Source organism: Litorimonas sp. RW-G-Af-16, from assembly GCF_048319245.1.
In the GTDB taxonomy this organism is placed as follows: Bacteria; Pseudomonadota; Alphaproteobacteria; order Caulobacterales; family Maricaulaceae; genus Litorimonas.
This window is the reverse complement of record NZ_CP166993.1, coordinates 468,554-482,916: the sequence shown is the minus strand read 5'-3', so window position 1 is coordinate 482,916 and position 14,363 is coordinate 468,554. Positions and strand designations below refer to the sequence as shown.

General features: G+C 53.4%; 12 protein-coding genes. 6 read left to right on the top strand and 6 right to left on the bottom strand.

Annotation, left to right across the window (positions count from 1 at the left end; all coding sequences use genetic code 11):
* Positions 1 to 82: 82 nt before the first annotated feature.
* The 3 genes from dnaG to AB8615_RS02275 form a co-directional block, all read right to left on the bottom strand.
* On the bottom strand, positions 83 to 1,900 hold the full coding sequence (gene dnaG / locus AB8615_RS02285) for a DNA primase (RefSeq protein ID WP_409433333.1): 1,818 nt from the start codon (positions 1,898 to 1,900) through the stop codon (positions 83 to 85).
* Between the two features lie 102 nt (positions 1,901 to 2,002).
* Positions 2,003 to 2,563 (bottom strand): STAS/SEC14 domain-containing protein, encoded by a 561-nt coding sequence (locus AB8615_RS02280; RefSeq protein ID WP_409433332.1) that lies wholly within the window; start codon positions 2,561 to 2,563, stop codon positions 2,003 to 2,005.
* Between the two features lie 111 nt (positions 2,564 to 2,674).
* Positions 2,675 to 3,142 carry a GatB/YqeY domain-containing protein gene (locus AB8615_RS02275; protein WP_409433331.1) on the bottom strand — a complete coding sequence of 156 codons (468 nt, stop codon included), beginning with the start codon at positions 3,140 to 3,142 and terminating at the stop codon, positions 2,675 to 2,677.
* A 260-nt stretch (positions 3,143 to 3,402) separates the two neighbouring features.
* Between AB8615_RS02275 and carA the strand changes: the two genes are divergently transcribed.
* Complete coding sequence (gene carA / locus AB8615_RS02270) at positions 3,403 to 4,560, top strand: glutamine-hydrolyzing carbamoyl-phosphate synthase small subunit (protein WP_409433330.1); 1,158 nt, start codon at positions 3,403 to 3,405, stop codon at positions 4,558 to 4,560.
* A 5-nt stretch (positions 4,561 to 4,565) separates the two neighbouring features.
* On the opposite strand, the gene AB8615_RS02265 is transcribed toward carA, so the two are convergent.
* Both AB8615_RS02265 and AB8615_RS02260 read right to left on the bottom strand, forming a co-directional pair.
* Positions 4,566 to 5,603 carry an NAD-dependent epimerase/dehydratase family protein gene (locus AB8615_RS02265; protein WP_409433329.1) on the bottom strand — a complete coding sequence of 346 codons (1,038 nt, stop codon included), beginning with the start codon at positions 5,601 to 5,603 and terminating at the stop codon, positions 4,566 to 4,568.
* Positions 5,604 to 5,606: 3 nt separating this feature from the next.
* Positions 5,607 to 6,488 carry a M48 family metallopeptidase gene (locus AB8615_RS02260; protein ID WP_409433328.1) on the bottom strand — a complete coding sequence of 294 codons (882 nt, stop codon included), beginning with the start codon at positions 6,486 to 6,488 and terminating at the stop codon, positions 5,607 to 5,609.
* A 219-nt stretch (positions 6,489 to 6,707) separates the two neighbouring features.
* Here AB8615_RS02260 and carB point away from each other — a divergent pair, with 219 nt between their 5' ends.
* The gene (gene carB / locus AB8615_RS02255) at positions 6,708 to 9,986 is read left to right on the top strand and encodes a carbamoyl-phosphate synthase large subunit (RefSeq protein WP_418152566.1); all 3,279 of its coding nucleotides are present in this window, start codon (positions 6,708 to 6,710) and stop codon (positions 9,984 to 9,986) included.
* A gap of 213 nt (positions 9,987 to 10,199) precedes the next feature.
* Here carB and AB8615_RS02250 read toward each other — a convergent pair whose 3' ends face one another.
* Positions 10,200 to 10,538, bottom strand: a complete 339-nt coding sequence (locus tag AB8615_RS02250; RefSeq protein ID WP_409433326.1) for a UrcA family protein — start codon at positions 10,536 to 10,538, stop codon at positions 10,200 to 10,202.
* Positions 10,539 to 10,839: 301 nt separating this feature from the next.
* Here AB8615_RS02250 and greA point away from each other — a divergent pair, with 301 nt between their 5' ends.
* The 4 genes from greA to AB8615_RS02230 all read left to right on the top strand — a co-directional run bounded on the left by greA (position 10,840) and on the right by AB8615_RS02230 (position 14,295).
* A complete protein-coding gene (greA, locus tag AB8615_RS02245; RefSeq protein WP_409433325.1) occupies positions 10,840 to 11,313 on the top strand; it encodes a transcription elongation factor GreA in 474 nt (157 codons plus the stop codon).
* The gene (locus tag AB8615_RS02240) at positions 11,313 to 12,305 is read left to right on the top strand and encodes a mitochondrial fission ELM1 family protein (protein WP_409433324.1); all 993 of its coding nucleotides are present in this window, start codon (positions 11,313 to 11,315) and stop codon (positions 12,303 to 12,305) included. The genes greA and AB8615_RS02240 overlap by 1 nt, the downstream gene beginning before the upstream one ends.
* Before the next feature lie 106 nt (positions 12,306 to 12,411).
* Entirely contained in the window at positions 12,412 to 13,374 is a 963-nt protein-coding gene (gene trxB, locus AB8615_RS02235) for a thioredoxin-disulfide reductase (RefSeq protein ID WP_409433323.1), read from the top strand.
* A 12-nt stretch (positions 13,375 to 13,386) separates the two neighbouring features.
* Entirely contained in the window at positions 13,387 to 14,295 is a 909-nt protein-coding gene (locus AB8615_RS02230; RefSeq protein ID WP_409433322.1) for a LysR family transcriptional regulator, read from the top strand.
* Positions 14,296 to 14,363 lie beyond the last annotated feature (68 nt).

Below are 14,363 nucleotides of genomic sequence, written 5' to 3'. Positions count from 1 at the left end.
GCGTGTTAAAGCCTACGCCATGGACGCCAGACTTTAAAATAAGGTTAGCCTCACCCCCAGCACGGAAATAAGGCCATTATTACTAATCTCGCGCTTTCAAGGCAGCACGTTTCAGACGCTTGAGGGCATCTGCATTATCCGAGCGGATTGTCTCCGCAAAGCGGGACCGGGTTTCATGGGATATCTCATCTGGTTGGTGCTGACCCGATAGGGCATCGGCTTCGGTGTTCCAAATCGCCGCTTTGTCACTCAACTCTGCTGACGCCCCTCCCATCGCCGCATTGATCAATGCGCGGCGCTGAGACAGAGCTTTTACGTCCTGTTCCAGTCCTTCAGTCACCATATGGGCATAAAGACTCGATTTTTCAACCGCTTTTGTGACTCGGACGTAAGACAACACGCCGCGCTGCAAACGGATGCAAACGGGGTCAGTGAATTCCAACTCAAATAGACGCTCATCCACAAGGGTCAATAGCTCTGGGAACAGTATGATTGCGCCTATCAATGTGGCCTCACGGCGGGAGTTTTGGGCGAGCGATTGGCCTGCCGCTTTCGTCGCGAGCTTGTCCGCCTTCCGCTCATCATTGCGCTGACGACCATAGTTGCGTTGCGCTTTCCAGCCAAAGGCGGCGTCAAAGCGGGCCAGGAGTTCCGTTCGGTAGAGCGCCTTGACGTCGTCATGGGTGATTTCGTTGAGCGCATTGAATATTCGCGCTTTCAAGCCTGCTTTGGCTTCGGGCGTGTCTAGTGTCTCCGCTTCTGCTTCTCGTTGCCAGAGCATGTCGACGAGAGGGATCGCGTTTTCCAAAATGGTTTGCATTGCCTGCGCACCTTTAGCTTTGATCAGGTCGTCTGGATCTTGGCCTTCTGGCAATAGCGCAAAACGGAGCGATTGACCCGGTTTGATCAGCGGCAATGCGCGTTCAATGGAGCGGTAGGCGGCGCGCAGCCCTGCCTTATCGCCGTCAAAGCAGAGGATGGGTTCTGGCCCTGCCCGCCACAGCAAATCCAACTGGTCTTCGGTCAAAGCTGTTCCCATAGGCGCGACTGTGTGTTCGAACCCAGCGCGGGACAGCGCAATCACGTCCATATAACCCTCCGCCACGATCATGCCGCGCGCGGATTTCTGCGGCGCGGCCAAGGCTTTGCGGGCGCGGTGATAGTTATAAAGCAAGCGCCCTTTGGAAAATATCGGGGTCTCGGGGGAGTTCAAGTATTTGGCCTTCGCATCTTTCTCCATCGCGCGTCCGCCAAAGGCGACCAAACGCCCACGCGTATCGTGAATTGGAAACATGATGCGGTTGCGGAAACGATCCCATGACCCGCGCGAGCGATCATCAGGTTCGACCAACAACCCCGCCTCAATAAGCTGGGCATCCGTGGCACCTTGTGCAATCAACTCATCTTTTAAGGCGGAGAAATTGTTGGGCGCATAACCCATGCCAAAATTCTTGGCCGCTGTCTGCGTCAGGCCTCGCCCTTTCAGATAGTCTCGCGCTTCTGCCCCGTCCGCTCGATAGAGTGATTTTTCAAAAAATTCCTGTGCGCGCTCCATCCAAGAGATGGTGGCTTTATTGCGGGCGGCGCGACGTTCGGCCTGCGGGTCTGATTTGGGCATTTCCATGCCTGCCATGCCAGCAAGGGCTTCGACGGCTTCGGGGAAGGACAGACCTTCGACTTCCATCAAAAAGCTGATGCCGTCGCCATGCTTGCCAGAGGAGAAACAGTGGTAAAACCCTTTCTCGTCATTGACAAAAAAGCTGGGTGTTTTCTCGTTGGTAAAGGGAGAGAGGCCCGCAAATTCACGGCCCTGACGCTTTAATTTGACGTGCCGACCCACCACGTCGGAAACCCGCGTGCGAGCTTTGACTTCGTCGAGGAAATTCTCACCAAACCGCATAGGCTAGATGTAGGGCGAACGCGTCAAAAATGCGAGTCTGGAATATAGGCAAAAAAAATGCGGCTCCGAAGACCCGCATTTCGTGTAATCATGTTTGGTAGGCTAATTTATGGCGGCTTTGACATCCAGGTTATCCCAAGGATTATCAGAGGGCTCTTCTGGCGTTTTGACACCTGCGACAGACACATTGCTGTCGATGATTTTACCAGCTGTATCTTCTTGATTGTCCTGCTTTAGCAAAACTGATTCTTGCATTTGTGTTTGATGAGCTGAGCCATCATCATCTGATAACCAATTTGTTGCGGGGGCGATTTCGTCTAGGTCATAAGCTTTGATTTCAAGCCCTGGAATGACGGAGCCTTCAACTTCCGCCGTATTGCGGATGAATTGACTGTCTGACATGACCGCAACTTTATCGACGTCATGGGCATAACGCAGCACGCGTCCGATGTTACGGAATTCTTTATTGATTGCGGCGAGGCCATCAAAATCAACTTTCGCCATATCAACACAAATCGTTAGATCTTCATGATCATTGGAGGCCGTCTCAATCCATTCAATCGTCTTTTGAAGCGTGTCTGGATCGACTTCGCCAGTCACGGACATGGCGGCAATATTATTATCAAGTGTTAGTTCGAGTGTCTCTGTTTTCAGAGGCTGCATAAATCATTTCCTTAAGTTGCTATATATAAGGAATGACGGACGCGACCAATGGTTCCGAAAATTTGAAATTATCTTACACGCCGCTCCGCAATGGCGGCGCAGTTTGCCTGACTAGCTGCAGAGGTGACCCTTCACGACAGCGCCCGCTTTGCCCATGTCCACGCGACCCGCATAGTCCGTCTTCAACATGCCCATGATCTTGCCCATATCTTTGAGGCACGTTGCGCCAGACTGCTCGACCAGCCCTGCGATCACCGTCTTTAGCTCGTCTTCTGAGAGCGGCTTTGGCATGAAGTCGCGCACGATTTCAATTTCTTGACGTTCGCGTTCGGCCAGCTCAGGACGGCCGTTATCTTCGTATGTCTTGGCAGACTCTTCACGCTGCTTTACCATTTTTGCCAAAAGCGATAACACTTCAGAATCGTCAATGCCTTGGCAACGATCTTCTGCGCGCGCCGCAATATCGCGGTCTTTAATCGCCGCTGACACAAGCCGAAGTGTGGACACACGTAGGGTGTCTTTTTCTTTCATAGCCGTCTTGATGGAGTCGGTAATTTGATCTCGCAGCGTCGCCGTCATAACAAACTTTCCGTAGGCTTTGCCTACTTATAATCTTGCTCGCGTGCCCCATACGCTTTGTCTAAGGGACGTCATATAGACATCCGAGGTGACTTTGCCAAGGCTTTAAGGGTGCTCGGTCGCACACACTGACCACGACATACCGCCAAAAGCCGCAATAAACACTTGCACTGCGGTATGACATCCTTACAACCCCTCGAGATCAGCCCGCGACATTTTGGGACGATCGGATTCGACAGCTTTTGAGGTCCAAAGCCGATATGACACAGCCTTATATTCCGACAAAAACACCGACTGCCGTTCTGGTTCTGGCCAGTGGCGATGTCTTTTACGGCGAAGGCCTCGGCCATATTGGCGACGCTGTCGGCGAAGTCTGTTTCAACACCTCGATCACGGGCTACCAAGAAATTCTGACTGACCCGTCATACGCCCAACAAATTGTCTGCTTCACCTTCCCGCATGTTGGCAATACAGGCACTACGGTTGAAGACGAAGAAGCTTCTACACCGCGCGCCGAAACTGCCGCGCGCGGGGCAATTTTTAAGGCCGCCGTGACGCCAGCCTCCAACTGGCGCTCTGATAACGAACTTGGCGCGTGGCTCGAAGCGCGAAAAATCATTGGTATTTCAGGCATTGATACCCGCGCCCTCACCTCACACATTCGCGAAAACGGCATGCCGAACGGCGTGATTGCGCACGACCCCAAAGGCAAATTTGACATTGCAGCTTTGACAGAAAAAGCGCGCAGCTGGAACGGCCTTGTCGGCGCTGATTTGGCCGAAAACGTCATGACTGAGGCTGATTTCGATTGGAAGGAAGCCCGCTGGGTTTGGCCTGATGGTCACAAAAATCATGACGGGTTGAAGAAAGTTGTGCTGATTGATTATGGTGTAAAACGTAACATCTTGCGTAGCCTCGTCAGTGCAGGACTTGCGGTGAAAGTTGTCCCGGGCAAGACACCGGCGAAAGATATTCTCGCACTCAAACCAGACGGCGTTGTGCTGTCCAACGGCCCGGGCGACCCTGCCGCAACTGGCGCATATGCGATCCCTCAAATTCAAGATATTGTCGCTGCTGGTATGCCAATTTTGGGCATCTGCTTAGGTCATCAAATGCTCGCATTGGCGTTGGGGGGCAAGACCATCAAAATGGATCAAGGCCATCACGGCGCGAACCATCCCGTCAAAGACTACACAACGAACAAAGTCGAAATTGTATCAATGAATCATGGATTTGCCGTTGATCGTGAGAGCTTGCCTGCCACAGTTGAAGAAACACATGTCAGCTTGTTTGACGGATCAAATTGCGGCATCCGCCTGAAGGGCAAGCCCGTCTTTTCCGTGCAGCATCACCCCGAAGCCAGCCCCGGGCCTCAGGATAGCTTCTACTTGTTTGAACGGTTTGCCGACGCGTTGTAAGCGGGCTAGCTCGGCAATTTTACATCGCCATTCGCGACTAAACTCGCAGCCGCCGCCAATATCGCCTCCTTGGCGGGGCGCGGCATGACGTGAGTCAAACTGCTCACATAAGCCGCATCTGCCTCGTGAAATATGCCGAGATCTGGTAAAACGCCTTTCACACGGTCATCGAATAGGCCGACGAGGCGCACCATTAAATTCGGAAATTCGCTCTTTGGCAGTTTCTCGGCCTGCGGATAGGCCTTGGCTAAAATTTCTGCGATTTGCTGGAACCATAGCGTTTCCCCCGCCGCCATAAGACGACGCCCGCCAGCCTCTTTTTGCGTCATCGCTTTCACATGTATTGCCGCGCAATCGCGGACATCGATAATGGGATAAGCGACTTTTGGCACGCGCGGGAATTCACCCTCGAACATTGCTTTGATCAAGCCCAGCGACGCGCCGCCATTTTTATAAGTATCGGGGCCAAATACGATGCCAGGGCAAACCGTCGTCAGGCGCTCGCGGTCTGTTTGAGGTTGCGCATCGACATAGGCCCATGCCGATAATTCTGCCCGAGTTTTGGAAACAGGATAAGCTGTTAATGGACGCCAATCTGGGTCTGACCAATCGTCTTCGGTCACCCGCATATGACTACCGCGCCCCTTCTGGCCCATCATTGCGACCATGGATGATGTCATGACAATGCGTTCTGCGCCTGCACCGAAGCCGTTTTCAAGCACGCGCATGGTGCCAGCTCTGGCCGCCGGAACCAGCGCTTCGCGGTCACTCGGCGCTTCTAGCGGAAATGGTGAGGCGATATGTTGAATGTAGCGGCAGTCTTGCACGGCATCGTGCCAGCCCGCATCGGAGTCTAAGTCCGCTTCGACTAATTCTAGCGCGGTCACATCAACGCCATTGACGGCTAATTTATCAACAATCGCCTGACCTTTTTTCTTGTCACGCACGGTGCCGCGCACAGCGAATCCTCGGCCCAACAAACGCTCCGCCACGTGAGACGCAATGAAGCCAGACAGGCCAGTGACCAAGACAGTATCCGTCACAATCTACCTAATTTTATTGGGGCATGACGCATTATAGATTTCAATGGCGCGCGGCATGAGGCGCTGAAAATCCTGAATACGTGTATCGGGAGATGGGTGAGTGGATTGAAACTCTGGCGGAGTTGCGCCCGCTTGCGCGCCCATACGCTCCCATAAACGCGGCGCTTCGCGTGGATCATAGCAAGCGCGCGCCACTAAATAGAGCCCGATCTCGTCGGCCTCTGATTCGTGCTTGCGCGAAAATGGCAATGCGAAGCCGTATTGGCTGATACCGCCAAACACGCCCATGACGGCCCGTTGCGCGCCCGCATCCATCCCGCCAGCGCCCATAGCGACGCCTGCGCCGACAATACGCTGCATATTTTGCTGCGCCATGCGTTCCGCCCCGTGATGGGCCAGCGCGTGTCCGATTTCATGCCCCATAATGACGGCTAAACCGTCTTCATTTTCCGCAATCGGGATCAGCCCCGTATAGACAGCCGTATAGCCACCTGGCAGGGCGAAAGCGTTGGCTTGCTCTGACTCGATGACGTTGAAAGCCCAATCAAAGCCCGTTTCTTCGCCAGTCTCTTCGACCATCATGCCTTCGGCTTGGCGCGCGAGGCGGACGCCGATTTCATTGACAGCATCCACAACTGGCCCGCGCTGTAGCACCTGACTATCGGCCAGAATTTGCTGATAGCTTTGCAGGCCGAGCTGCATCTCTGCATTCGCATCCATCGTGCGGAGCTGCTTGCGGCCTGTGATCGGGACGGTCTCTTGGTTGGCGAAGTAATAAACCGCTGCGCCAATCGCAAATAGGATCATAATCTGCCAGCGAAAGCCGCCGCCACGTCGTCTACCGCCCAAATTGGACCGTCTCGCATATTGTCGCCGATTGACCATAACACCCTCTTATTCCCGCCCACACTAGCGGTGCAGAATAATGACTGCAAGCAGAAGAAAGCCCAAACGTAGCAGAGCCAAATCGGCCTCAATTATCATTTTACCCACGACTTAGCATGAATTTTGCCTCCGCCACCACTTGTATCGAGGCCGGCATTTCTCTATGGGGGGACAATTTGGTTTTTAGCGCCAGATTCTTGCACATTTAGGGTCCAATTCATGCCAAAACGTATTGATATTTCCAGCATCCTGATCATTGGAGCTGGCCCGATCATTATCGGCCAAGCCTGTGAGTTTGATTACTCCGGAGTCCAAGCCTGCAAAGCGCTGAAAGATGAAGGTTATCGCGTTATTTTGGTCAATTCCAACCCTGCCACGATTATGACAGATCCCGGTATGGCGGATGCGACCTATATCGAGCCGATCACGCCCGAGATCGTCGAGAAGATTATCGCGATTGAAAAACCTGACGCCCTCCTCCCGACCATGGGGGGACAGACAGCCTTGAACACGGCGCTGGCGCTGGAAGAGATGGGCGTGCTGGAAAAATACGGCGTCGAGATGATCGGCGCGAAAGCGGACGTTATCGATAAGGCTGAAAACCGCGAGCGTTTCGCCGAAGCTATGACTAAGATCGGCCTTGAAAACCCACGCGCGACGATTGTGACGGCACCTGCGGGCGACATTACAGCGGGTGTCGCGGAAGCTGTGTCCAAGCTCGATTATACAGGCCTGCCAGCAATCATTCGCCCCGCGTTTACCATGGGTGGAACAGGCGGCGGTGTCGCATATAACATTGAAGAATTTGAAGAAATCGTGCGCTCTGGCCTTGCCGCCTCCCCCACCAATCAAGTCTTGATTGATGAGAGCTTGCTTGGGTGGAAAGAATACGAAATGGAAGTTGTCCGCGACAAAGCCGATAACTGTATCATCATTTGCTCGATCGAAAATATCGACCCAATGGGCGTGCATACGGGCGACAGCGTCACCGTCGCACCTGCCCTCACGCTCACTGACAAAGAATACCAGATCATGCGCAACGCCTCCATCGCAGTCCTACGCGAAATTGGTGTGGAGACTGGTGGGTCAAATGTGCAGTTCGGGATCAACCCGAAAGACGGGCGCATGGTGGTCATTGAAATGAACCCGCGCGTATCGCGCTCTTCTGCACTGGCCTCCAAAGCCACAGGATTTCCGATTGCGAAAATCGCGGCTAAGCTGGCTGTGGGCTACACGCTGGATGAACTGGACAATGATATCACAGGCGCGACGCCCGCCGCGTTCGAGCCGACGATTGACTATGTTGTCACGAAAATTCCACGATTTGCATTTGAGAAATTCCCCGGCGCTGAGCCTGTTTTGACCACAGCCATGCGCTCTGTGGGCGAGGCGATGGCGATTGGACGGACATTCACGGAGAGCTTACAGAAAGCGCTACGTTCGCTTGAGACTGACCTCACGGGCCTGAACGAAATTGAAATCGGGACGCCCGATATGGACGCAGACGCCCTGAAAGCGGCGATCAAAGCGCGGCTGTCTATCCAAGCGCCTGACCGTATTTTGGTCATCGCCCAAGCCTTCCGTCACGGTTTTACGATGGAGAAAATCCAGCAATATACGAGCTTTGACCCCTGGTTCTTGCGCCAGATTGAAACACTGGTAAAGGCTGAGGCGTGGGTGCGCGAGAACGGCTTGCCGCAAGACGCGGCCACATTCCGAGCCCTAAAATCCGAAGGCTTCTCCGATGCGCGTCTGGGTGAACTGGTTGGCCTGTCAGAGAAAAAAGTCCGCAAAGCGCGGCGCAAGCTTGAAGTTCGCCCCGTCTATAAACGCGTCGATACCTGCGCGGCAGAGTTCGCGGCCAAGACGCCTTACATGTACTCCACCTATGAAGTGCCGAGCTTTGACGGGAAGGTCGAAGACGAAGCACGAGTGTCAGACAAAAAGAAAGTCATCATCCTTGGCGGCGGACCAAATCGTATTGGCCAAGGGATCGAGTTTGATTATTGTTGCTGCCATGCGGCCTATGCCATGGCCGATATTGGCATTGAATCAATTATGGTGAATTGTAACCCTGAGACTGTTTCAACAGATTACGACACATCTGACCGCCTCTATTTCGAGCCCCTCACCGAAGAAGACGTGCTGGAATTAATCGCGACAGAAATGGAAAAGGGCGATTTGCTCGGTGTTGTCGTGCAGTTTGGCGGGCAGACACCGCTGAAGCTGGCTGAAGCGTTGGAAGAGAACGGCATCCCGCTGCTTGGCACCAAACGCGACGCGCTAGACCGCGCCGAAGACCGCGAGCGGTTCAAAGCTTTGGTTGAAAAACTCGGCTTAAAACAGCCCAATAATATGATTGCGCGCAATGCCAAAGAAGCGCAAGCGGCGGCTGATATTGTCGGCTACCCCCTCGTCCTGCGTCCCTCTAACGTCCTAGGTGGTCGCGGTATGGAGATCGTGGACAGCGATACAGAACTGACGCGCTATATCACCGAGGCCGTAAAAGTGTCTGGCAAATCGCCGCTGCTGATTGACCAATATCTACGCGACGCCATCGAAGTTGATGTCGATGCGATTTGCGATGGCACGGATGTCTTTGTCGCTGGCATCATGGAGCATATCGAAGAAGCGGGCGTCCATTCGGGTGATAGTGCCTGTTCCCTTCCGCCCTATACGCTCTCACAATCCATCCAAGATGAAATGGCAAGGCAGGCGAAAGTCCTCGCGCTGGAACTTGGCGTTGTCGGGCTGATGAATATTCAATTCGCGGTGAAGGATGAGGTGGTCTACTTGATCGAAGTCAACCCGCGGGCCTCCCATACGGTGCCATTTGTTGCCAAGGCCATTGGCTTACCCGTGGCGAGCATCGCGGCGAAAGTGATGTCTGGCATGAAGTTGTCCGAGTTTGACCTCTCAACAAAACCTCAAAAATATATTGCGGTCAAAGAAGCCGTATTCCCCTTCGCGCGTTTCCCAGGCGTCGACACCGTGCTCGGCCCTGAAATGCGTTCGACTGGCGAAGTCATGGGTTTGTCGGAGACTTTCGGCATGGCTTTCGCCAAGAGCCAGCTCGGCGGCGGTGTGAACTTGCCAAAATTAGGCAAAGTCTTCATCTCTGTGCGCGAGGAACATAAGCCGCTTATGGCGAAACTGTCGCGCGACCTCATCGATCTCGGCTTCTCGATTATCGCAACAGGCGGCACAACAAAATATCTACGCGAGCAAGGCATTGAGGTCGAATACGTCAAGAAAGTTCATGAAGGTCGCCCTCACATCGTGGACGCCATGAAAAACGGCGACGTGCAGCTAGTTTTCAATACGACGTCCGGCAAGCAATCTTTGAAAGATAGCTTCTCGCTCCGCCGCACGGCTCTGACGCAAAAAATTCCCTATTTCACCACAGCTGCTGCCGCCCGCGCAACGGTTGAGGCGATCAAGGATTTAAGCCAATCGGATTATCAAGTCGAAAGTCTGCAGAGCATCGCGGCGGATTAGGTGCGACGTCTATCCACTTGACTCTCCCATGAAACTTAAGCAATCTTTCACAGTCCTATAGAGTTTTCGTCTCCTTTCGATTTTCTGGCTGGACAAATTTTTAACGGCAGGGTGGCACCCCTGCCGTTTTTTTTAACCCCCTACTCCTACGCTTCGGCCATAAAAAAACGGCCCTCAACAGAGAGCCGTCTTGCAGACAGGACCACACCGTATTTACGTTGATTTCTTCATTTCGTAATACGCGGTTAGATCTGCGTGATCGACGTCTCTGACCAGATCGCGTATAAGACGGCGGGTGCAGACTCCCTCAGCGACGCGGTCTAAAACCGTATTGCTATCGGCGCGCGAGCAATTCTTAGCTGCTGTTTCTTCGAATTTGGCATAAACCTTGGCGAGGCCTTCTGTGGTCTCTAGCTCGGATTTATCAAAGTTCACCGAGACTTTCTTCGACGCGCCGCTAACGGCGAAAGCTGGCGTCGTGAGCGCAAGGCTACCGCCGATCAAAGCAATGGCAGCGAGGGTTTTCGTAGCTGTGTTAAAAAAATGTGTCATTCGTGTCTCTCCTTTTGTGTTGAATGAAACGACCGCTCTTCCGGTGGCACCCATTTGGGCAGTCGCATAAGGAGGGAACCCATTCGAAGGGATTTCTCCTTATTGTTTTTCAATAACACATTTTGTCGCACCTGTCACGAAATAATTATCGTAAAACGATAAACTTTAGGTAAGGAAACGGACAGAAAGCAAATAGAAAGGCGGCAATGGCTTGAACAATGCGCGGAAACGCGCATTCTTTACTTGATTTTGACGGTTTAACCCTTACCTGATTGCGGCTTAGAATTTTTAGGACATCCCGATGCAAAAATACCCAATGACAGTGGGCGGACACGCCGCTCTTGAGACAGAATTAAAGCATTTGAAATCTGTGGAACGCCCAGAGATCATCAACGCAATCTCTGTTGCGCGCGATCACGGCGATCTGTCCGAGAACGCAGAATATCACGCTGCGAAAGAAAAGCAGGGCTTTATTGAAGGTCGGATTCAAGAACTCGAATCAAAGCTATCTTTGGCGCAAGTCATTGATACATCCAATATGTCAGGCGACGTTGTCCGCTTTGGCGCGATTGTCAAAATCGTGAACGAAGATACGGACGAGGAAAGCACTTACCAAATCGTTGGTGAAGACGAAGCGTCTGTGAAAAACGGCAAAGTGTCTATCACGTCGCCGATCGCGCGCGCTATGATTTCAAAGGAAGTTGGCGACACATTCGAAGTGATCGCGCCGGGCGGATCAAAAGGCTACGAAATTCTCGAAGTCACGTATAAGTAATGGCCGCTGCCGCGTTGAACTGTTGGGTTATCTCCGACGGGCGGCGCGGGATTGAAAACCAAGCGCTGGGGCTGGCGGAAGCTATGTCCCAGATGCGACCTCTTAAAATTTCAAAGCACCACACCACGAGTAGCGCTATATTCCAAGCGCTTCCCCCGCTCTTGCAGCTTTCTATGCGTGGCTCACCCGCAGAGTTTGGCCTCCCCCAGACTGTGCCTAACTTGGTCATTGGATGCGGGCGACAAGCGATTGCGCCTTTGCTGGCGATAAAAAAACACTGGCCTGAGAGTTTTACGGTTTATGTGCAAGACCCTCGGATTGACCCCAAGCGATTTGACCTCGTCATAGCCCCTGAACATGACGCACTGTCTGGACCAAATGTTGAGACGATGATTGGCTCCCCCAACCGCGCCACGCGAGATCGGATAGCGGGCGAAACGCTGGAGATGGCGGCGCAGCTCAAGCCCCTCCCCATGCCGCGCGCTGCCTTCTTGATTGGCGGAGATTCAAAGTCGCACACGCTGACAGAAGCGGATTGCAAGGCGCATTTGCTGGCCGCAGAGGCGTTCCGCGCGGCGGGGCACAGCGTGCTGGTTTCAACCTCTCGCCGCACGCCGAACCATGCACGAGCAGCCTGGCGAGAGTTCGCGCGCCAACACAAGACTGTCTGGCTATATGACAGTGCCGGTAATACTGGCGAGCCCAATCCTTATTTCGCGTTTCTGGGCGGCGGAGACGTGCTGCTCGTGACGCAAGACAGCACCAATATGCTGACTGAAGCGTGCAGCACAGGGAAACCTGTTTTTACATTACCCATGCAAGGAAAGTCAGGGAAATTCATACAACTCTATCAGGCTTTGACCACGCGTTGCGGTGTTGTACCGTGGGCGGGGCAGATGTCGGGCGAGGACTATCCCGCGCTGGATGAAACCACGCGGATCGCCGAACAGGTTTGGGCGCATATGGATAGCCGCGGCGCCGTCTTGAATTAGCGCGCCTCGCCGCGACGAAGCTATACACAAGGTTGACCCGCCCGCTTATTGCGAATCCGCCCGTCACACCCTATCTAATGTGCGCAACCAATTTAGCGAGATTACCATGTCCGAGACTATTCATCACCCCGTCATGATTATTGGCTCTGGCCCAGCGGGTTATACCGCCGCCGTTTACGCTGCGCGAGCTATGTTAAAGCCTGGCATTGTGGCTGGGCTGCAGCCTGGCGGTCAGTTGACGATCACAACGGATGTTGAAAACTATCCGGGCTTCCCCGAAGTGTTGGGGCCGGACTTGATGGAAAAGTTCAAAGAGCATGCGCTGAAGTTTGGCACAGAGTTCTATGAAGACACCATCATTGATGTTGATTTCAAAGTCCGTCCTTTCGTGATGAAAGGCGATAGCGGCAAGACTTACACATCAGATGCCGTGATCATCGCAACGGGCGCACAGGCCAAGTGGCTCGGCCTACCAGGTGAACAAAAATATCAGGGTTTCGGTGTATCTGCATGTGCCACATGCGATGGCTTCTTCTATCGCGGCAAAGAAATCGTCGTCGTAGGCGGCGGCAATACAGCCGTTGAAGAAGCGCTCTTCCTGACTAATTTTGCGTCCAAAGTCACCCTGATCCATCGCCGCGATACGCTCAGAGCTGAAAAAATGCTGCAGCAGCGCTTATTCAATCATGACAAAGTCGAAGTCCTTTGGGACACAACATTGGAAGAAATTCTCGGCGAAGATAATCCGCCAAATGTCACAGGTGTGCGCCTGAAAAACGTCAAAACGGGTGAGGTTTATGACAAGCCTACCCACGGTATTTTCATCGCCATTGGCCACAAGCCTGCGACTGAAATCTTTAAAGGGCATGTCGCCATGAATGAAGGCGGCTACATTACTACGGCCCCTGACAGCACAGCGACGAATATTCCTGGCGTATTCGCGACAGGCGATGTTTCGGATGAAGTCTACCGCCAAGCCGTGACGGCGGCGGGCCTTGGCTGCATGGGGGCTTTGGAGGCCGAGCGGTACATATCTGAGATGGAAGCTATGCAGGAAGCGGCAGAATAGATGGGCGAATAGATGCCAGACTCCCTCGACTGGGATAAATTGAAGACGTTTCACGCGGCGGCCGAGACAGGGTCGCTAACGGGAGCTGCTGATAAATTGCGTATTTCTCAATCCGCCGTCAGCCGTCAAATCACGGCGCTAGAGCAAGGTCTCGACACACCGCTCTTTCATCGCCACGCGCGCGGCCTCACCCTAACAGAGCAGGGCCGGATGTTGTTTGAGACGGCAGAGAACGTGGCTCAGCGGATTGCCATGGTGGAAGCCAATGTCAAAAACAGCCGCCAAGCGCCTGAGGGTACGCTACGCATTTCTTCGCCAATCTCACTGGGTTCTAACTGGCTGACGTCAATCCTGCCAGATTTCCTCAAGGCTTATCCCGATATTGATGTGCAGTTGATTTTGGAAGACGAGGAACACGACCTGTCGACGTTTGATGTGGATTGCGCCTTGCGGCCCTGGCCGTCCACACAGGGGGATGTGATTGAACGCAAATTGGGGCGTATTTCGCAATCGCTATTTGCGTCCCATAATTACCTGTCGGAATACGGCGCCCCTACATCTGCGGAAGACCTCGATAATCACAAAATTGTCGCCTTTGGCGACCTAATGCCCAAAAATCTGCACAGCGCGAATTGGGTGTTGTCGGTCGGACGAGAGGGAAAACCGCGCACACCTGTTATGACCGTCAACAACCTGCATGGTATTATGCGGGCCGCAGAGGCAGGCATCGGGTTGGCAGGCTTGCCGGATTATATGACAGCGTCCTCAACGCGCCTTGTCAGGGTGCTGCCAAAGCTCCGCGGCGAATCATTTGATTTGTTCTTTGTCTATCCCAGCGAGTTGCGCGGGTCGGTCAAGGCCAAGGTCTTTCGCGAATTCCTGATGCGGACAGCGAAAAACTGGGATAATTACCAGCTTTAAGCGCGATATTTGTGCAATATGACCCATTCCTGAACAGATTTCAGCAAAGCTATGCTTTTTTGCATAGC